General features: G+C 44.8%; 24 protein-coding genes. All 24 read right to left on the bottom strand.

Going from position 1 to position 17,117, the window contains the following annotated elements:
• Nucleotides 1–12 precede the first annotated feature (12 nt).
• Nucleotides 13–375: a 50S ribosomal protein L18 gene (gene rplR, locus K2225_RS19360; RefSeq protein ID WP_115895005.1), complete on the bottom strand. Its 363-nt coding sequence runs from the start codon at nucleotides 373–375 to the stop codon at nucleotides 13–15.
• 35 nt (nucleotides 376–410) lie between these two features.
• Nucleotides 411–947 (bottom strand): 50S ribosomal protein L6, encoded by a 537-nt coding sequence (gene rplF, locus K2225_RS19365; protein ID WP_089654428.1) that lies wholly within the window; start codon nucleotides 945–947, stop codon nucleotides 411–413.
• Nucleotides 948–977: 30 nt separating this feature from the next.
• Nucleotides 978–1,376, bottom strand: a complete 399-nt coding sequence (gene rpsH / locus K2225_RS19370; protein ID WP_089654429.1) for a 30S ribosomal protein S8 — start codon at nucleotides 1,374–1,376, stop codon at nucleotides 978–980.
• A gap of 30 nt (nucleotides 1,377–1,406) precedes the next feature.
• On the bottom strand, nucleotides 1,407–1,592 hold the full coding sequence (locus tag K2225_RS19375; RefSeq protein WP_035511674.1) for a type Z 30S ribosomal protein S14: 186 nt from the start codon (nucleotides 1,590–1,592) through the stop codon (nucleotides 1,407–1,409).
• Nucleotides 1,593–1,618: 26 nt separating this feature from the next.
• Entirely contained in the window at nucleotides 1,619–2,158 is a 540-nt protein-coding gene (rplE, locus tag K2225_RS19380) for a 50S ribosomal protein L5 (RefSeq protein ID WP_220586238.1), read from the bottom strand.
• Nucleotides 2,159–2,184: 26 nt separating this feature from the next.
• On the bottom strand, nucleotides 2,185–2,496 hold the full coding sequence (gene rplX / locus K2225_RS19385) for a 50S ribosomal protein L24 (protein ID WP_035511676.1): 312 nt from the start codon (nucleotides 2,494–2,496) through the stop codon (nucleotides 2,185–2,187).
• 40 nt (nucleotides 2,497–2,536) lie between these two features.
• Nucleotides 2,537–2,905, bottom strand: coding sequence for a 50S ribosomal protein L14 (gene rplN, locus K2225_RS19390; protein ID WP_220586239.1), 369 nt, complete (start codon nucleotides 2,903–2,905; stop codon nucleotides 2,537–2,539).
• 42 nt (nucleotides 2,906–2,947) lie between these two features.
• Nucleotides 2,948–3,211, bottom strand: a complete 264-nt coding sequence (gene rpsQ / locus K2225_RS19395) for a 30S ribosomal protein S17 (protein WP_035511679.1) — start codon at nucleotides 3,209–3,211, stop codon at nucleotides 2,948–2,950.
• A 24-nt stretch (nucleotides 3,212–3,235) separates the two neighbouring features.
• The gene (gene rpmC, locus K2225_RS19400; RefSeq protein WP_008636054.1) at nucleotides 3,236–3,436 is read right to left on the bottom strand and encodes a 50S ribosomal protein L29; all 201 of its coding nucleotides are present in this window, start codon (nucleotides 3,434–3,436) and stop codon (nucleotides 3,236–3,238) included.
• The gene (rplP, locus tag K2225_RS19405) at nucleotides 3,426–3,860 is read right to left on the bottom strand and encodes a 50S ribosomal protein L16 (RefSeq protein ID WP_027953416.1); all 435 of its coding nucleotides are present in this window, start codon (nucleotides 3,858–3,860) and stop codon (nucleotides 3,426–3,428) included. The genes rpmC and rplP overlap by 11 nt, the downstream gene beginning before the upstream one ends.
• An 18-nt stretch (nucleotides 3,861–3,878) precedes the next feature.
• Complete coding sequence (gene rpsC, locus K2225_RS19410; RefSeq protein WP_035511682.1) at nucleotides 3,879–4,520, bottom strand: 30S ribosomal protein S3; 642 nt, start codon at nucleotides 4,518–4,520, stop codon at nucleotides 3,879–3,881.
• A gap of 3 nt (nucleotides 4,521–4,523) precedes the next feature.
• Complete coding sequence (gene rplV, locus K2225_RS19415) at nucleotides 4,524–4,865, bottom strand: 50S ribosomal protein L22 (RefSeq protein WP_035511684.1); 342 nt, start codon at nucleotides 4,863–4,865, stop codon at nucleotides 4,524–4,526.
• Nucleotides 4,866–4,885: 20 nt separating this feature from the next.
• Nucleotides 4,886–5,164, bottom strand: a complete 279-nt coding sequence (rpsS, locus tag K2225_RS19420; protein WP_035511685.1) for a 30S ribosomal protein S19 — start codon at nucleotides 5,162–5,164, stop codon at nucleotides 4,886–4,888.
• A gap of 57 nt (nucleotides 5,165–5,221) precedes the next feature.
• Nucleotides 5,222–6,055, bottom strand: a complete 834-nt coding sequence (rplB, locus tag K2225_RS19425; RefSeq protein ID WP_146818467.1) for a 50S ribosomal protein L2 — start codon at nucleotides 6,053–6,055, stop codon at nucleotides 5,222–5,224.
• Nucleotides 6,056–6,091: 36 nt separating this feature from the next.
• Nucleotides 6,092–6,379, bottom strand: coding sequence for a 50S ribosomal protein L23 (gene rplW, locus K2225_RS19430; protein WP_146818469.1), 288 nt, complete (start codon nucleotides 6,377–6,379; stop codon nucleotides 6,092–6,094).
• The gene (gene rplD, locus K2225_RS19435; protein ID WP_160917553.1) at nucleotides 6,379–7,002 is read right to left on the bottom strand and encodes a 50S ribosomal protein L4; all 624 of its coding nucleotides are present in this window, start codon (nucleotides 7,000–7,002) and stop codon (nucleotides 6,379–6,381) included. Before rplD ends, rplW begins: the two co-directional genes overlap by 1 nt.
• A gap of 21 nt (nucleotides 7,003–7,023) precedes the next feature.
• On the bottom strand, nucleotides 7,024–7,659 hold the full coding sequence (gene rplC / locus K2225_RS19440) for a 50S ribosomal protein L3 (protein ID WP_220586240.1): 636 nt from the start codon (nucleotides 7,657–7,659) through the stop codon (nucleotides 7,024–7,026).
• 32 nt (nucleotides 7,660–7,691) lie between these two features.
• Nucleotides 7,692–8,000, bottom strand: coding sequence for a 30S ribosomal protein S10 (gene rpsJ, locus K2225_RS19445; RefSeq protein ID WP_089654435.1), 309 nt, complete (start codon nucleotides 7,998–8,000; stop codon nucleotides 7,692–7,694).
• A gap of 580 nt (nucleotides 8,001–8,580) precedes the next feature.
• Complete coding sequence (gene tuf, locus K2225_RS19450) at nucleotides 8,581–9,771, bottom strand: elongation factor Tu (protein WP_089654436.1); 1,191 nt, start codon at nucleotides 9,769–9,771, stop codon at nucleotides 8,581–8,583.
• A 128-nt stretch (nucleotides 9,772–9,899) separates the two neighbouring features.
• Complete coding sequence (gene fusA / locus K2225_RS19455; protein ID WP_146818471.1) at nucleotides 9,900–11,978, bottom strand: elongation factor G; 2,079 nt, start codon at nucleotides 11,976–11,978, stop codon at nucleotides 9,900–9,902.
• Nucleotides 11,979–12,020: 42 nt separating this feature from the next.
• The gene (gene rpsG / locus K2225_RS19460) at nucleotides 12,021–12,491 is read right to left on the bottom strand and encodes a 30S ribosomal protein S7 (protein WP_146818473.1); all 471 of its coding nucleotides are present in this window, start codon (nucleotides 12,489–12,491) and stop codon (nucleotides 12,021–12,023) included.
• 52 nt (nucleotides 12,492–12,543) lie between these two features.
• Complete coding sequence (gene rpsL, locus K2225_RS19465; protein ID WP_089654439.1) at nucleotides 12,544–12,963, bottom strand: 30S ribosomal protein S12; 420 nt, start codon at nucleotides 12,961–12,963, stop codon at nucleotides 12,544–12,546.
• A 94-nt stretch (nucleotides 12,964–13,057) separates the two neighbouring features.
• Nucleotides 13,058–13,309 carry a 50S ribosomal protein L7ae-like protein gene (locus tag K2225_RS19470; protein WP_220586257.1) on the bottom strand — a complete coding sequence of 84 codons (252 nt, stop codon included), beginning with the start codon at nucleotides 13,307–13,309 and terminating at the stop codon, nucleotides 13,058–13,060.
• A gap of 142 nt (nucleotides 13,310–13,451) precedes the next feature.
• Nucleotides 13,452–17,063: a DNA-directed RNA polymerase subunit beta' gene (gene rpoC / locus K2225_RS19475; RefSeq protein WP_220586241.1), complete on the bottom strand. Its 3,612-nt coding sequence runs from the start codon at nucleotides 17,061–17,063 to the stop codon at nucleotides 13,452–13,454.
• Nucleotides 17,064–17,117 lie beyond the last annotated feature (54 nt).

Below are 17,117 nucleotides of genomic sequence, written 5' to 3' on the forward strand. Positions count from 1 at the left end.
CTCCTTTAACTATTAAAATTCTAGGCCGGCTTCGCGAGCGGCTTCAGCTAGTGCTTTCACACGTCCATGATACAAGTAACCTCCACGGTCGAATACAACAACTTTAAAACCGTTGTCGATCGCACGCTTAGCCACTAATTCACCGACTTTTTGAGCAGCCTCGACATTGCCTGTAGCATCAAGGTTGAAGTCATTGTCGACAGTAGACGCACTGGCTACTGTTACTTGGCTTTCATCGTTGATTAGCTGAGCATAAATGTGTTTGTTAGAGCGATATACGTTCAAGCGTGGGCGTTCAGCGGTGCCAAAGACATTCTTACGAACGCGTGCATGACGCTTTTTACGTACGACATTTTTATCTGCCTTCGTGATCATCAGGGTCACTCCTTTCTATACGTTAGCTACGAAACTTACTTAGCTGTTTTACCTTCTTTTCTGCGTACATATTCGCCTTCGTAGCGAATTCCTTTACCTTTATAAGGCTCTGGAGGACGGATCGCACGGATCTTCGCAGCTACAGCACCAACAAGTTCTTTGTCGATTCCTTTAACTGTTACTTTCGTGTTGGATGGAACCTCGATTTCGATACCTTCGTGGTTATCGACTTCAACAGGGTGAGAGTAACCAGCATTGATTACAACATTTTGACCCTGTTTCTGCGCACGGTATCCTACACCGATGATTTCAAGACTCTTCTCATAGCCTTTAGAAACACCTTCAACCATGTTACCGATCAGGCTGCGTGTAGTACCATGAAGAGCACGGTGTTCTTTGTGGTCGCTCGGACGAGCTACAGTAAGAACGTTGTCCTCAACTTTAACTGTGATGTCCTTGTGGAATGTACGAGTCAATTCCCCTTTAGGACCTTTAACTGTAATCGTGTTGTTATCCTGGATGATTTCTACACCTTCAGGAATTTCAAGTGATTTTAAACCTACGCGAGACATATGTTTGCACCTCCTGTCTGATCTGTTTTTTTACCAGATGTAAGCTAGAACTTCGCCACCGATGGCTTGTTCACGAGCTTCTTTATCTGTTAATACACCTTTTGAAGTGGATACAACGGCTACACCTAGACCGTTAAGAACTTTCGGAAGTTCTTCAGCGTTAGCGTAAACACGTAGACCTGGCTTACTGATACGCTTCACACCAGTAATTACACGCTCATTGTTTTGGCCGTACTTAAGGAAGATGCGAAGAACTCCTTGCTTGTTGTCTTCAACAAACTCGTAGTCACGTACAAAACCTTCACGCTTAAGGATATCAGCGATTTCTTTTTTAACGTTGGAAGCTGGAAGCTCAAGCTTCTCGTGACGCACCATGTTAGCGTTACGAATACGTGTCAGCATATCTGCAATTGGATCTGTCATTGTCATAACTCATTAACCTCCTTCCCTGTTTCGGGTTTACCAGCTGGCTTTTTTGACACCAGGGATTTGACCTTTATATGCAAGTTCACGGAAACAAATACGGCAAAGCTTAAACTTACGAAGTACGGAGTGCGGACGTCCGCAGCGTTCACAACGCGTGTATTCGCGCACTTGGTACTTCTGTTTACGCTGTTGCTTCGCGACCATTGATTTTTTAGCCACTATTTTCCCTCCTTATAGTTAGCTCATTATTTTTGGAACGGCATACCGAACTGAGCTAGAAGTTCACGTGCTTCTTCGTCAGAGTCAGCTGTAGTGACAATAACGATATCCATACCACGCACTTTGTTTACTTTATCGTAATCGATTTCTGGGAAAATCAATTGCTCTTTAACACCAAGTGTGTAGTTTCCACGACCGTCGAAAGCTTTCTTAGAAATACCACGGAAGTCACGCACACGCGGAAGAGATACAGCAATCAGCTTTTGGAGGAATTCGTACATGCGCTCTCCACGAAGTGTAACCTTCGCACCGATTGGCATACCTTCACGTAGGCGGAATCCTGCAATTGATTTCTTCGCTTTAGTGATGACTGGTTTCTGACCAGTGATCAATGTTAGTTCTTCTACAGCTGTATCAAGTGCTTTCGCGTTTTGAACAGCGTCACCTACACCCATGTTGACAACGATTTTCTCAACTTTTGGTGTTTGCATGATGGAATCATATTCAAATTTGTTCATCAAAGATGGAACAACTTCTTCTTGATATTGTTTCTTTAGTTCGTTCATCGTGTGGCCCTCCTTTCTTCTATGGCTTATTTATCTAGTGCTTCACCAGATTTTTTCGCGATACGAACTTTCTTGCCGTCCTCGACTTTGTAACCAACACGTGTCGGCTCACCAGTCTTAGGGTCGATTGGCATTACGTTGGATACGTGGATCGCAGCTTCTTGTGTTAGGATTCCACCTTGTGGATTTTCCTGAGAAGGCTTCGCGTGCTTTTTCACTTCGTTCACACCTTCAACAAGAACACGATCTTTCTTCGGATAAGCTTCAAGGATCGTTCCTTGCTTGCCTTTATCCTTACCAGTAATCACCATTACTTTGTCACCTTTTTTTACGTGCATTCTTCGCGCACCTCCTTAACAAGGCATTTCATTCAGGCTTTTATAATACTTCTGGAGCTAGAGATACAATCTTCATGAATTTAGCATCACGAAGTTCACGAGCTACCGGTCCGAAGATACGAGTACCGCGTGGTCCTTTGTCATCACGCACGATTACTGCTGCGTTTTCATCAAAACGGATGTAAGAACCATCTTTACGGCGTACTCCACTCTTAGAACGTACGATAACAGCTTTAACAACTTCACCTTTTTTAACAACGCCCCCTGGTGTTGCCTGCTTCACAGTAGCAGTGATGACATCACCAATGTTAGCTGTTTTGCGGCCGGATCCACCCAATACTTTAATCGTTTGGATTTCACGAGCACCAGAGTTATCTGCGACTTTCAGACGAGATTCCTGTTGAATCATACCATGTAACCTCCCTTCGGATTAACTCCGAGCGAACTTTAATTAGATAATGACAGACTCTTCAACAACTTCTAGAAGACGGAAACGCTTAGAAGCAGACAATGGACGAGTTTCCATGATGCTTACGATGTCGCCGTTTTTCGCTTGGTTGTTTTCGTCATGCGCTTTGAACTTTTTGGAATACTTTACGCGCTTGCCGTAAAGTTTGTGGAACTTATAAGTTTCTACTAGTACAGTGATGGTTTTATCCATCTTGTCAGAAACGACACGGCCAGTATAAACTTTACGATTATTACGTTCAGTCATGTGAGGGTGACCTCCTCTCATCTATTAGTTATTTACGCCTAGCTCACGTTCACGAGCAACGGTCTTCATACGTGCGATGGACTTGCGAACTTCACGGATACGTGCAGTGTTCTCAAGTTGACCTGTTGCCAATTGGAAGCGTAGGTTGAAAAGTTCTTCTTTAAGAGACTTAACTTTTTGTTCAATTTCGGCAGTGGTTAATTCACGGATCTCATTAGCCTTCATTGATTTCACCACCAATTTCTTCACGTTTTACGAATTTCGTACGGATCGGCAGTTTGTGTGAAGCAAGACGCAACGCTTCGCGTGCAACCTCTTCAGATACACCTGCGATCTCGAACATGATTTTCCCTGGCTTCACGACAGCTACGAAACCTTCTGGAGCACCTTTACCGGAACCCATACGTACTTCTAGGGGTTTAGCAGTATAAGGCTTATCAGGGAAGATTTTAATCCAAACTTTACCGCCACGCTTCATGTAACGAGTCATCGCAATACGCGCTGCCTCGATTTGGCGGGCTGTGATCCATGCTGGATCGATTGCTTGCAAACCATATTCACCGAAAGCTACTTCAGTACCGCCTTTTGCACGGCCTTTTAAGCTTGTACGGTGTTGACGACGATATTTAACACGTTTAGGCATTAACATAATGCTTTTCCCCCTTCCTTACTTGTCAGTTTTAGTTGGAAGGACTTCTCCACGATAGATCCACACTTTAACACCAAGTTTACCGTAAGTGGTGTCAGCTTCTGCAGTTCCGTAATCGATGTCTGCACGAAGTGTGTGTAGTGGTACTGTTCCTTCACTGTAATATTCAGCACGAGCGATATCCGCGCCACCTAGACGACCAGATACTTGGGTACGAATACCTTTAGCTCCTGCACGCATAGCGCGTTGGATTGTTTGTTTCTGAGCACGACGGAAAGATACGCGGTTTTCCAATTGACGTGCGATATTGTCAGCTACAAGAGTAGCGTCAAGATCTGGTTTTTTCACTTCAACGATGTTGATGTGAACGCGTTTACCAGTTAGTTGGTTTAGTGCTTTACGAAGTGCTTCTACTTCAGAACCGCCTTTACCGATAACCATTCCTGGCTTAGCTGTGTGCACAGTAATGTTTACACGGTTTGCTGCGCGTTCGATTTCTACCGTAGAAAGAGCAGCATCTTTAAGACGATTTTCAACATATTCACGAATCTTAATGTCTTCATGTAACAAGTCTGCATAGTCTTTGCCAGCGTACCACTTGGATTCCCAATCGCGGATGACGCCGATACGAAGACCTACCGGATTAATTTTTTGACCCACTGATTATCCCTCCTTTTTTTCTGATACGACCACTGTGATGTGGCTTGTGCGTTTGTTGATTTGGCTTGCGCGGCCCATTGCACGAGGGCGGAAACGTTTAAGAGTTACGCCTTCGTTTACAAACGCTTCGGAAACGTATAGGTTTTCCGGGTCCATTTCATAGTTGTGTTCTGCGTTAGCGATCGCGGAGTTAAGAAGTTTCTCAACTACTGGAGATGCGCCACGCTGTGTTAGACGTAGTGTAGCTAGAGCTTCACCAACATTTTTTCCTCGAATTAAATCAATTACCAAACGAGCTTTACGAGGAGCGATACGAACGGTTTTAGCAACTGCTTTAGCTTGCATTAGAGTGCCTCCTCTCTATATTAACGTTTTGTTTTCTTATCGTCGCCAGAGTGTCCCTTGAACGTACGGGATGGCGCGAATTCACCTAGTTTGTGACCAACCATGTCTTCAGTCACATAAACTGGTACGTGCTTACGACCGTCATAAACGGCGATTGTGTGTCCGACGAAGTTAGGGAAGATCGTAGAACGGCGAGACCAAGTCTTTACGACCTGCTGTTTATTATCTTCGTTCAACTTCTCGACTTTTTTCATTAAATGATCATCTACAAAAGGTCCTTTTTTCAGGCTGCGGCCCATGAATAAACCTCCCTTCGCGATTGAGAGACGGGTGTTATTGCCCGCCCGACAATCCCGTTATTTTTTACCGCGTCTACGCACGATATATTTATCAGACGGCTTGTTGCGTTTTCTCGTTTTGTATCCAAGAGTTGGTTTACCCCATGGAGATACTGGAGATGGCATACCGATTGGTGCGCGTCCTTCACCACCACCGTGTGGGTGATCACTAGGGTTCATTACGGAACCACGTACTGTAGGGCGCTTACCTTTCCAACGAGAACGTCCAGCTTTACCTACGCTGATTAGTTCGTGCTCAAGGTTACCAACTTGACCGATCGTTGCACGGCAAGAGCTTAGTACCAAACGAACTTCACCAGAAGTTAGACGTACAAGCGTGTATTTCTCTTCACGACCAAGGATTTGTGCAGAAGCACCTGCAGAACGGACAAGTTGTCCTCCGCGTCCCGGCTTAAGTTCTACGTTGTGTACGATTGTACCAACTGGAATGTCTTTCAACTGAAGTGCGTTACCTGGTTTGATATCTGCACCTTCACCAGAAATAATTTCCGTTCCAACCTTCACACCTTTTGGAGCTAGGATGTAACGTTTTTCACCATCAACATAATTGATTAGTGCAATGTTAGCGGAGCGGTTCGGATCATATTCGACTGTAGCAACGCGTCCAGGTATTCCATCTTTGTCACGCTTGAAGTCGATAATACGATACTGACGCTTGTGGCCTCCGCCCTGATGACGAACTGTCAGCTTACCCTGGTTGTTACGTCCACCTTTTTTATGAAGTGGAGTGACAAGGGAGCGTTCAGGCTTATCAGTTGTGATTTCAGCGAAATCAGATACTGACATGTGTCGACGACCGTTAGTAATTGGTCTGAACTTTTTAATCGCCATCTTTATTTCCCTCCTTCATATTTCAATTCGTGTATTTTATGCTTCGAAGATTTCTAGTTCTTCGCTGTCCTGAGTCAATGTGATGACTGCTTTCTTACGATCGGAGCGGTAGCCGCCGTAACGACCCATACGCTTGAACTTACCTTTAAGGTTCATTGTGTTGACTTGTGCAACTTGAACGCCAAAGATTTCTTCAACTGCTTTTTTAATTTCAGTTTTGTTAGCTTTCGGGCTAACTTCAAACGTATATTTCTTTTCTCCCATAAGATCAGCAGAATGTTCAGTAATGACAGGGCGCTTGATAATATCGCGTGGTTCTTTCATTATGAGAGCACCTCCCCTGCTTTTTCAGCTGCTTCCTTAGTAAGGATCAGCTTGTCATGCGTTAGCAAGTCTAACACACTTACTTGTTCTACAGGAAGACTTTTCACTGTAGGGATGTTGTTAGATGAAAGAGTTACATTTTCGTCTGCTTCAGCAGTAACGATCAATGCTTTCTCGTTAACATCTAGTGCCTTCAGGATGTTTGCAACTTCTTTTGTTTTTGGAGCATCAAGAGATAGGCTCTCAAGAACAATGATGTTATCTTCTTTCACTTTAGAAGAGAAAGCAGATTGAAGTGCTAAACGACGTACTTTTCTAGGCATTGTGTAGCTGTAGCTGCGTGGTGTAGGACCGAATACAGTTCCGCCACCTACCCATTGTGGTGAACGGATAGATCCTTGACGCGCACGGCCTGTACCTTTTTGGCGCCATGGTTTGCGTCCGCCGCCACTAACTTCAGAACGTCCTTTTACTTTGTGTGTGCCTTGGCGAAGATTCGCGCGTTGCATCAACACAGTTTCGTGTAATACGTGAGTATTGGGTTCAATTCCAAAAACAGATTCGTTTAGTTCGATTTCACCAACGTTAGAACCGCTTTGGTTTAATAGTGCTACTTTAGGCATGACATATCCTCCCTTCGTTTATTATTTGCTAGCCTTAATTGCACTTGTAATCTTAACGTAAGATTTCTTCGCGCCTGGTACGTTACCTTTGATAAGTAGTAGATTACGCTCAGCGTCCACTTTTACTACTTCAAGGTTTTGTAGAGTTACTGTTTCGCCACCCATTTGTCCAGCAAGACCTTTGCCTTTGAAGACTTTGGATGGGTCAGCACCTTGTCCCATAGAACCGGAACGACGGTGGAAACGGGAACCGTGAGTTTTAGGTCCAGTAGATTGGTTGTGGCGCTTGATCGCACCCTGGAAACCTTTACCTTTAGAAGTTCCTGTAACGTCAATAGCGTCACCAGCTTCGAAAATATCAACTTTAACCTCTTGACCTAGTTCATAGTCATCAAGGTTTGTATTACGGAATTCACGAACGTAGCGCTTAGGTGTTGTGCTTGCTTTATCAGCGTGCCCTTGAGCAGCTTTCTTCAAGCGGTTTGACTTTTCATCAGCAAAACCTAGTTGGATCGCTTCATAACCGTCGTTTTCTGTTGTTTTCTTTTGAAGAACAACGTTTGGCTCAGCCTGAACGACTGTTACTGGGATCAACTCGCCATTTTCAGAGAAAATTTGAGTCATGCCGACTTTTCGTCCTAAGATTCCTTTCGTCATCCGTTACACCTCCTATTATCTTTACGATTTATTTATAGTTTGATTTCGATATCCACACCAGATGGTAGATCCAAACGCATAAGTGAATCAACAGTCTGTGGTGTTGGATTAACAATGTCGATTAGACGTTTGTGTGTGCGCATTTCGAACTGCTCACGAGAATCTTTATACTTGTGAGTCGCACGAAGTACAGTATAAACAGAACGCTCTGTCGGAAGCGGGATCGGACCAGATACATTAGCTCCGGAACGCTTCGCAGTGTCTACGATCTTTTCTGCGGACTGATCAAGTACTCTGTGATCATACGCCTTTAAACGAATACGAATTTTCTCTTTTGCCATTATTTTCCCTCCTTCTTCGCCCATTTTTGAAATAGACATTCTCCGCGAAAAAACTTGACCACCAGCCATGGCAAAGGGGCCGGGTGTGTCAACAACCTTTCGCTTCATCGCCTTTTATGACCAACATTACTTATTATATAGAAGAAATGCGGTCAATGCAAGGATAAATCCATAATTCTTTTCATTACGGACACTTAAAATATTATACTAGCGTTCAGTACTTTTTTCAAGGGGATAAAAAGCATTCATGGGCTTCCCGTCGATTGCTTCCGAATACCTCTCTGAAATCCATTGTCCATTAAAACAAATATGCAGGAGGATATCAACCATCTCTGTGTAAAGAATAATTTTCTAAACATTAGATAAAATCATCTTGATCCTTATCAGCATATCAGTAATGGAATGATAAAATACTGATCATCGATAAATCAGTATGCTACCTATTGTGTTACAGGGCAGTAGGATAAAGGAGAAAGAAATACATAATTTCAGGAAAGGTTTCAATGACAGTTTTGTATTTATTCACTAAAAAAGAGCAACAGCCAGAAGCTGTTGCTCTCTATATAGGATAGAACTGAAATTACTTAGTGATTTCAGATACTACGCCAGAACCTACTGTACGTCCACCTTCACGGATAGAGAAACGAGTTCCGTCCTCGATCGCGATTGGGGAGATAAGTTCTACAGTCATTTCAACGTTGTCCCCAGGCATAACCATTTCTACGCCTTCAGGAAGTTGAATAACACCAGTTACGTCCGTAGTACGGAAGTAGAACTGTGGGCGGTAGTTAGAGAAGAATGGAGTGTGACGTCCACCTTCGTCTTTAGCTAGTACATAAACTTCTGCTTTGAAGTTTGTGTGTGGAGTGATAGAACCAGGCTTAGCTAGTACTTGTCCACGGTTGATGTCTTCACGCTTAACACCACGAAGAAGTGCACCAATGTTGTCTCCAGCTTCAGCGTAATCTAGAAGCTTACGGAACATTTCAACACCAGTTACTGCAGTTTTGCTGGACTCTTCAGCCATACCGATGATTTCAACTTCGTCACCGACTTTAACTGTTCCACGCTCAACACGACCAGTTGCAACTGTACCACGACCAGTGATAGAGAATACGTCCTCAACTGGCATCATGAATGGCTTGTCAGTGTCACGGTCTGGAGTTGGAACGTACTCGTCAACTGCGTCCATTAGGTCGTAGATTGCTTGCTCGTACTTCTCTTCACCTTCAAGAGCTTTAAGAGCAGAACCGCTGATTACTGGTACGTCATCACCATCGAAGTCGTACTCAGAAAGTAGATCGCGAACTTCCATTTCTACTAGCTCAAGAAGCTCTTCATCGTCTACCATGTCAACTTTGTTCAAGAATACAACGATAGCTGGTACACCTACGTTTTTAGAAAGTAGGATGTGCTCACGAGTTTGTGGCATTGGACCGTCAGCTGCAGATACAACTAGGATCGCGCCGTCCATTTGAGCAGCACCAGTGATCATGTTCTTAACGTAGTCAGCGTGACCTGGGCAGTCAACGTGTGCATAGTGACGAGTTTCAGTTTCGTACTCAACGTGTGCAGTGGAGATTGTGATTCCACGCTCACGCTCTTCAGGAGCACCGTCGATCATGTCATATGCCATTGCTTCACCAGAACCAGAACGCTTGTGAAGTACAGTCGTAATCGCTGCAGTTAGAGTTGTTTTACCGTGGTCAACGTGTCCAATTGTACCAATGTTAACGTGGGACTTGGACCGGTCAAATTTTTCTTTACCCATTGTATATTTCCTCCTTTAGATAAGTAACAAATTTGGTTTTTGTAGATTTATGATGCAGCTTAGGAGTAAGCGGATGTCACTCCTAAGCTTACAATACAAGTTATACTTTAACTCGTTTAAAAAATCAATTATTCACCAGCATTTTTCTTGATGATTTCCTCAGAGATGCTCTTCGGAACTTCTTCATAGTGGTCGAAGTGCATTGTGTACGTACCGCGGCCTTGAGTGTTGGAACGCAACGCTGTTGCATAACCGAACATCTCAGAAAGTGGAACGAATGCTTTAACCACTTGTGCATTACCACGAGTTTCCATACCTTCTACACGTCCACGACGGGAAGTTACGTCACCCATGATGTCGCCCATGTATTCCTCTGGAATAACAACTTCTACTTTCATCATTGGTTCAAGTAGAACAGGCTTACACTTGTTTTTCGCCTCTTTAAGTGCCATGGATGCGGCAACTTTAAAGGCCATTTCGTTGGAGTCGACATCGTGGTAAGAACCGTCATATAGAGTCGCTTTGATGTCTACCATAGGGTATCCAGCCAATACACCATTTTCCATAGACTCTTTAATACCTTGTTCTACAGATGGAATGTATTCACGTGGTACAACACCACCGACGATCTTGTTAACGAATTCAAATCCAGCGCCTTCTTCGTTCGGTTCGAACTCAACCCAAACGTGACCGAATTGTCCACGACCACCAGATTGTCGTACGAACTTACCTTCCACTTGCGCACTTCCGCGGAATGTTTCACGGTAAGCTACTTGTGGAGCACCAATGTTCGCTTCAACTTTGAACTCACGCTTCAGACGGTCAACGATGATATCTAGGTGAAGTTCACCCATACCTGCGATGATCGTTTGACCAGTTTCAACGTTTGTTTCAGTTTGGAACGTTGGATCCTCTTCAGCTAGTTTACCAAGAGCGATAGACATCTTATCTTGGTCAGCTTTAGATTTAGGCTCGATAGCAACAGAGATTACCGGATCAGGGAATTCCATGGACTCAAGAATAACAAGACTCTTCTCGTCACATAGCGTATCACCTGTACCTGTATCTTTCAGTCCTACCGCACCTGCGATATCCCCTGCGTATACAGTGGAGATCTCTTCACGAGAGTTTGCGTGCATTTGTAGGATACGACCTACACGCTCACGTTTATCTTTCGTGGAGTTTTTCACGTATGAACCAGCACTCAAAGTACCAGAGTACACGCGGAAGAATGTCAATTTACCTACATAAGGGTCTGTCGCAACTTTAAATGCCAATGCAGAGAATGGCTCGTTGTCGTCAGGCTTACGTACGACTTCTTCATCTGTTTGTGGTACGTGACCTTCAATTGGAGGTACATCTAATGGAGATGGAAGATAGTCAAGAACACCATCAATTAGAAGTTGAACACCTTTGTTTTTGAAGGCAGAACCACAGAAGACAGGATAGAATTCAACACTTAGAGTCGCTGTACGGATCGCCGCTTTCAGCTGGTCGTTCGTGATTTCTTCTCCCTCTAGATACTGCATCATCAAGTCTTCATCAAGTTCTGCGACAGCTTCTACAAGCTTGCCACGGTACTCTTCAGCTTGATCTTGGTACTCATCAGGAATCGGGCGAGCTTCCGCACGTGTTCCCAAGTCGTCCATGTAGTAGTATGCTTCCATCGTTACTAGGTCGATGATTCCTTCGAACTCATCTTCTGCTCCGATAGGAAGTTGAACAGCTGCTGCATTTGCTCCAAGGCGGTCTTGCAATGTGCCTAGGGAGTAAATGAAGTCAGCTCCGATTTTATCCATTTTGTTAATGAATACGATACGTGGAACACCGTATGTTGTAGCTTGGCGCCAAACAGTTTCTGTTTGAGGCTCAACACCAGATTGTGCGTCAAGGACAGCTACGGAACCATCAAGTACACGTAGGGAACGTTCAACTTCAACAGTGAAGTCTACGTGACCTGGAGTGTCAATGATGTTGATACGGTGACCTTTCCACTGAGCAGTTGTAGCGGCGGAAGTGATTGTAATTCCGCGCTCTTGTTCCTGCTCCATCCAGTCCATTTGGGAAGCTCCTTCGTGAGTTTCACCAATTTTGTGGATACGTCCTGTGTAGAAAAGAATACGCTCTGTCGCCGTTGTTTTACCAGCGTCGATGTGAGCCATGATCCCGATATTACGGGTCTTTTCCAAGGAGAACTCTCTAGCCATGCATCTTTCTCCTTCCTGTTTGAACCTTTATTTTTTTGGTGATTACCAGCGATAGTGAGCGAATGCTTTGTTCGCTTCCGCCATCTTGTGCATTTCTTCGCGACGCTTCACAGATGCACCTGTGTTGTTAGCTGCATCTAGAATTTCGTTAGCCAAGCGCTCTTCCATCGTTTTCTCCCCGCGTAGACGAGCGTAGTTTACGATGAAACGCAAGCCTAGAGCCTGACGACGTTCTGGACGAACCTCAACAGGTACCTGATAGTTGGAACCACCTACACGACGAGCGCGTACTTCCAATACAGGCATTACGTTCTTCATTGCTTGGTCAAAAGTTTCCATAGCGTCATTTCCGCTACGCTCCTGAACTAGTTCAAAAGCTTTGTAAAGAATCTTTTGTGCTTTACCGCGCTGACCATTGACCATGATTTGGTTGATCAAGCGAGTAACAAGCTTAGAGTTATACATCGGATCTGGTAACACATCACGTTTAGCTACTGGACCTTTACGTGGCATATGTTCCCCTCCCTTCTTAGGTGTTTTTATTTAAGCGATATTTGCATATCGATTATTTTTTAGCTTTTGGCTTTTTCGTTCCGTATTTGGAACGACCTTGCATACGGCCATCAACACTTGCTGTGTCAAGGGCACCACGTACAACGGTATAACGTACACCTGGCAAGTCTTTAACTTTACCGCCACGGATAAGAACAACACTGTGCTCTTGTAGGTTGTGGCCTTCACCAGGGATATAAGCGTTAACCTCAAGCTGGTTAGTTAGACGAACACGTGCATACTTACGTAGGGCAGAGTTCGGTTTCTTAGGTGTCATTGTACCAACACGTGTGCAAACTCCACGTTTTTGTGGAGAAGAAAGGTCAGTCATACGCTTTTTATAGCTATTGTAACCTTTGTTCAAAGCTGGAGAGTTAGACTGCTTTGTTTTGCTCACGCGTCCTTTGCGTACCAATTGGTTAATTGTTGGCATGTTTGTATCCTCCCTTCATACTTTTTTAATACCACACATCCAGGTGGTTCATAAAAAGGCAAAAAACAAAGCTTTCGCGTAAAACGCCAAAACTTTATTGCTTTATCGCCACTGTAGCCGCACCAACATCAATACCACATGCATTCCCGAGCTCCTCCATCGAAGGTACCCGTATATGAGGAATGTTCAGTTGTTGGGCTAATTTAGCTACTTTAAGTGTCATCGACTGATCGGCATCGTCAGCCGTTATGACTTCAACCACTTCGCCATTTTTCATAGCTTTCAGTGTTTGTTTGGTTCCAATAATTATATCGGATTTAGCCTGTGCTACTTTTTCATAAGACATCTTCATATCCTCCAAAGTAACAAGGATAAATGGAAGCACCTTGATTATATTATCACTCACCCATATGCATGTCAACTGCATCTGGGTGAGTTTTTTGGTGCTCCCTTTAATTTTACACCTTGTTAACATCTACTTCTTTATTTTAAGAATGTGTGACTTCTTCCGTCACTTCTGGAACCTCTTGTCTTTGTTGCTCGGATTGCGCCTGGATCTTGCGGTAACGAGTCATACCCGTACCTGCAGGAACAAGCTTACCGATAATAACATTCTCTTTCAATCCTAGCAACTCATCGCGCTTACCTTTAATAGCTGCGTCTGTAAGGACACGTGTTGTTTCCTGGAAGGATGCAGCGGATAGGAAGCTGTCTGTTTCAAGAGACGCTTTGGTAATACCAAGGATGACTGGTCGGCCGACTGCCGGCTGGCCACCTTCCATAAGCGCTTTTTGGTTCGCTTCTTTGAATTGGTGAATTTCAAGTAGAGAACCTGGAAGTACATCGGTATCACCAGAATCAAGGACACGTACTTTACGAAGCATCTGGCGTACCATAACTTCGACGTGCTTATCGGAGATTTCAACCCCTTGCATTCGGTAAACTTTCTGCACTTCTTTGAGAAGATATTCTTGAACGCCGTCAAGTCCTTGTACGGTCAGCAATTCTTTAGGATCAATAGAACCTTCAGTCAGAGGTTCACCTGCTTTGACCTCATCACCAACGGACACTTTCATCCGGGCACCATATGGGGCCGTGTAAGAACGTGACTCTACAGCACCTTGAACGACGATTTCCTGCTTCTCTTTAACTTCATTGACCTCGTGTACCGTACCATCAATTTCTGTGATAACGGCTTGACCTTTCGGATTACGTGCTTCCACGATCTCCTGGATACGCGGAAGACCCTGCGTGATATCGTCTCCGGCTACACCACCTGTGTGGAAGGTACGCATTGTAAGCTGTGTACCTGGCTCACCGATGGATTGTGCAGCGATGATTCCGACTGCTTCACCGACTTCAACTTCATCACCTGTTGCAAGGTTACGGCCATAACACTTCTTACAAACACCATGCTTCGTGTTACATGTGAATGCCGTACGGATTACGATTTCTTCAATGCCAGCATCAACGATTTGACGCGCGACATCTTCAGAAATGACTTCATTTCTTTCAACCATAACAGCGCCAGTTTCAGGATGTTTCACTGTCTGGAACGCTGTACGTCCGATAAGACGATCGATTAATGGTTCGACCACTTCGGTACCCTCTGTCAATGCAGCTACCGGGAGACCTCGGTCCGTTCCACAGTCATCCTCACGAACAATAACATCCTGCGCTACGTCTACAAGACGACGAGTCAAGTAACCAGAGTCAGCTGTCTTAAGGGCCGTATCGGCAAGTCCTTTACGGGCACCGTGTGTAGAGATGAAGTACTCGAGTACCGTCAGACCTTCACGGAAACTAGACTTGATCGGAAGTTCGATGATTCGTCCAGCCGGGTTGGCCATCAGACCACGCATACCAGCAAGCTGCGTAAAGTTAGAGGCGTTACCACGGGCTCCGGAATCACTCATCATGAAGATTGGGTTACGCGGGTTCAAGGACTTCATCAGACGGTTCTGAATATCATCTTTGGCCGCAGACCAAATTTCGATGACGCGATCGTAACGTTCTTCTTCAGTGATTAGACCACGACGGAACTGCTTCATGACCTTATCTACTTTCTCCTGTCCTTCATCAAGGATTTCCTGCTTCTCTGGAAGTACGACAACGTCGGATACACCGACAGTGATACCGGCCTTCGTGGAGTAAGCAAAACCAAGGTCCTTCATACGGTCAAGCATCTTAGACGTTTCACTGATAGAGAAACGTTTAAACACTTCTGCAATGATATCACCAAGGATACCTTTCTTGAATGGAGATACTTCTTCACGCTTCGAAATCTCTTCACGGATATCTGTACCTTTTTCAATGAAGTAATGATCAGGAGTCTTGATTTCCAAGTTCTCTTTCGTCGGTTCATTGATATATGGGAATGAATTCGGCAGCATTTCGTTGAAGATCAACTTTCCTACTGAAGTCAGTAGAAGCTGCTGATTCTGTTTTTCTGTAAATGTTTCGTTATTTAAGGAGCTAGCCTGAACTGCCACACGAGTGTGCAGGTGGGCATAGCCATTTTGGTAAGCCATTAGAGCTTCGTTCAAGTCTTTGAAGAACATGCCTTCTCCGATGGCACCTTTTCTTTCAAGGGTCAGGTAGTAGTTACCTAGTACCATGTCCTGGGAAGGTGTAACGACCGGCTTACCATCCTTAGGGTTAAGGATATTTTGAGCAGCTAGCATCAAGATGCGCGCCTCTGCCTGAGCTTCTGAAGATAGTGGCACGTGTACGGCCATTTGGTCTCCGTCGAAGTCGGCGTTGTATGCAGTACATACAAGCGGGTGCAGACGAATGGCACGACCTTCTACAAGTGTCGGTTCAAAGGCCTGGATACCCAAACGGTGCAATGTTGGTGCACGGTTGAGTAGAACCGGGTGTTCTTTGATGACATCTTCAAGGACATCCCATACTTCGTGGTGCACGCGTTCGATCTTACGCTTCGCTGATTTGATGTTATGAGCAAGACCTCGGGATACGAGTTCTTTCATAACGAATGGTTTGAACAATTCAAGGGCCATTTCTTTAGGAAGACCACACTGGTACATCTTCAAAGATGGTCCCACAACGATAACAGAACGGCCGGAGTAGTCGACACGCTTACCTAGCAAGTTCTGACGGAAACGTCCTTGCTTACCTTTCAGCATGTGAGAAAGGGATTTAAGCGGGCGATTCCCTGGTCCTGTTACAGGACGGCCGCGACGACCATTATCAATCAAGGCGTCGACAGCTTCTTGCAGCATACGCTTCTCGTTTTGAACGATGATTGTCGGTGCGCCAAGATCCAACAAACGCTTCAAGCGGTTGTTACGATTGATCACACGACGATACAAGTCATTCAAGTCAGAAGTGGCAAAACGTCCACCATCAAGCTGGACCATTGGACGAAGTTCCGGTGGAATGACCGGAAGAACGTCAAGAATCATCCATGATGGATCGTTCCCTGAGTTACGGAAGGATTCTAATACTTCAAGACGCTTGATTGCACGTGTACGACGTTGTCCTTGAGCTGTCTTCAGCTCTTCTTTCAACGTATCCACTTCACCATCAAGGTCGATATCGAATAGAAGCTTACGGATCGCTTCTGCACCCATAGCTGCCTGGAATCCTTGTCCGAATTTCTCTCGGTAAGAGCGGTACTCTTTTTCAGAAAGCAATTGCTTCTTCTCAAGAGCCGTCTCCCCTGGGTCCGTAACGATATAGGCTGCGAAATAGATGACTTCCTCCAACGCTCTCGGAGACATATCTAACACAAGCCCCATACGGCTAGGGATTCCTTTGAAGTACCAAATGTGAGAGACAGGGGCAGCTAGTTCAAGGTGCCCCATACGCTCACGGCGAACTTTCGCCTTTGTTACTTCAACGCCACAGCGGTCACAAACGACACCCTTATAGCGGACACGCTTATATTTTCCACAGTGACATTCCCAGTCTTTCTGCGGGCCGAAGATTCGCTCGCAGAAAAGACCGTCTTTTTCTGGTTTCAACGTACGATAGTTGATGGTTTCTGGCTTCTTAACCTCACCGTAGGACCAAGAACGAATCTTATCCGGTGAAGCCAGGCCTATTTTCATATACTCAAAGTTATTTACATCTAGCAAGGGGCCTACCTCCCTTTCAGTATCCAGGTTTTACCCTAAGCTTAGAACACGAGC

This window comes from Halobacillus sp. Nhm2S1 (assembly GCF_019599545.1).
In the GTDB taxonomy this organism is placed as follows: domain Bacteria; phylum Bacillota; class Bacilli; order Bacillales; family Halobacillaceae; genus Halobacillus.

Bases quoted from the DNA above. Each gene is read 5' to 3' on its own strand.
- rplR (WP_115895005.1), bottom strand. From the start codon at position 375: ATGATCACGAAGGCAGATAAAAATGTCGTACGTAAAAAGCGTCATGCA.
- rplF (WP_089654428.1), bottom strand. From the start codon at position 947: ATGTCTCGCGTAGGTTTAAAATCACTTGAAATTCCTGAAGGTGTAGAA.
- rpsH (WP_089654429.1), bottom strand. From the start codon at position 1,376: ATGACAATGACAGATCCAATTGCAGATATGCTGACACGTATTCGTAAC.
- rplE (WP_220586238.1), bottom strand. From the start codon at position 2,158: ATGAACGAACTAAAGAAACAATATCAAGAAGAAGTTGTTCCATCTTTG.
- rplX (WP_035511676.1), bottom strand. From the start codon at position 2,496: ATGCACGTAAAAAAAGGTGACAAAGTAATGGTGATTACTGGTAAGGAT.
- rplN (WP_220586239.1), bottom strand. From the start codon at position 2,905: ATGATTCAACAGGAATCTCGTCTGAAAGTCGCAGATAACTCTGGTGCT.
- rpsQ (WP_035511679.1), bottom strand. From the start codon at position 3,211: ATGACTGAACGTAATAATCGTAAAGTTTATACTGGCCGTGTCGTTTCT.
- rpmC (WP_008636054.1), bottom strand. From the start codon at position 3,436: ATGAAGGCTAATGAGATCCGTGAATTAACCACTGCCGAAATTGAACAA.
- rplP (WP_027953416.1), bottom strand. From the start codon at position 3,860: ATGTTAATGCCTAAACGTGTTAAATATCGTCGTCAACACCGTACAAGC.
- rplV (WP_035511684.1), bottom strand. From the start codon at position 4,865: ATGCAAGCTAAAGCAGTTGCTAAAACCGTTCGTATCGCTCCTCGTAAA.
- rpsS (WP_035511685.1), bottom strand. From the start codon at position 5,164: ATGGGCCGCAGCCTGAAAAAAGGACCTTTTGTAGATGATCATTTAATG.
- rplB (WP_146818467.1), bottom strand. From the start codon at position 6,055: ATGGCGATTAAAAAGTTCAGACCAATTACTAACGGTCGTCGACACATG.
- rplW (WP_146818469.1), bottom strand. From the start codon at position 6,379: ATGAAAGAACCACGCGATATTATCAAGCGCCCTGTCATTACTGAACAT.
- rplD (WP_160917553.1), bottom strand. From the start codon at position 7,002: ATGCCTAAAGTAGCACTATTAAACCAAAGCGGTTCTAACGTTGGTGAA.
- rplC (WP_220586240.1), bottom strand. From the start codon at position 7,659: ATGACGAAAGGAATCTTAGGACGAAAAGTCGGCATGACTCAAATTTTC.
- rpsJ (WP_089654435.1), bottom strand. From the start codon at position 8,000: ATGGCAAAAGAGAAAATTCGTATTCGTTTAAAGGCGTATGATCACAGA.
- tuf (WP_089654436.1), bottom strand. From the start codon at position 9,771: ATGGGTAAAGAAAAATTTGACCGGTCCAAGTCCCACGTTAACATTGGT.
- fusA (WP_146818471.1), bottom strand. From the start codon at position 11,978: ATGGCTAGAGAGTTCTCCTTGGAAAAGACCCGTAATATCGGGATCATG.
- rpsG (WP_146818473.1), bottom strand. From the start codon at position 12,491: ATGCCACGTAAAGGTCCAGTAGCTAAACGTGATGTGTTACCAGATCCG.
- rpsL (WP_089654439.1), bottom strand. From the start codon at position 12,963: ATGCCAACAATTAACCAATTGGTACGCAAAGGACGCGTGAGCAAAACA.
- K2225_RS19470 (WP_220586257.1), bottom strand. From the start codon at position 13,309: ATGTCTTATGAAAAAGTAGCACAGGCTAAATCCGATATAATTATTGGA.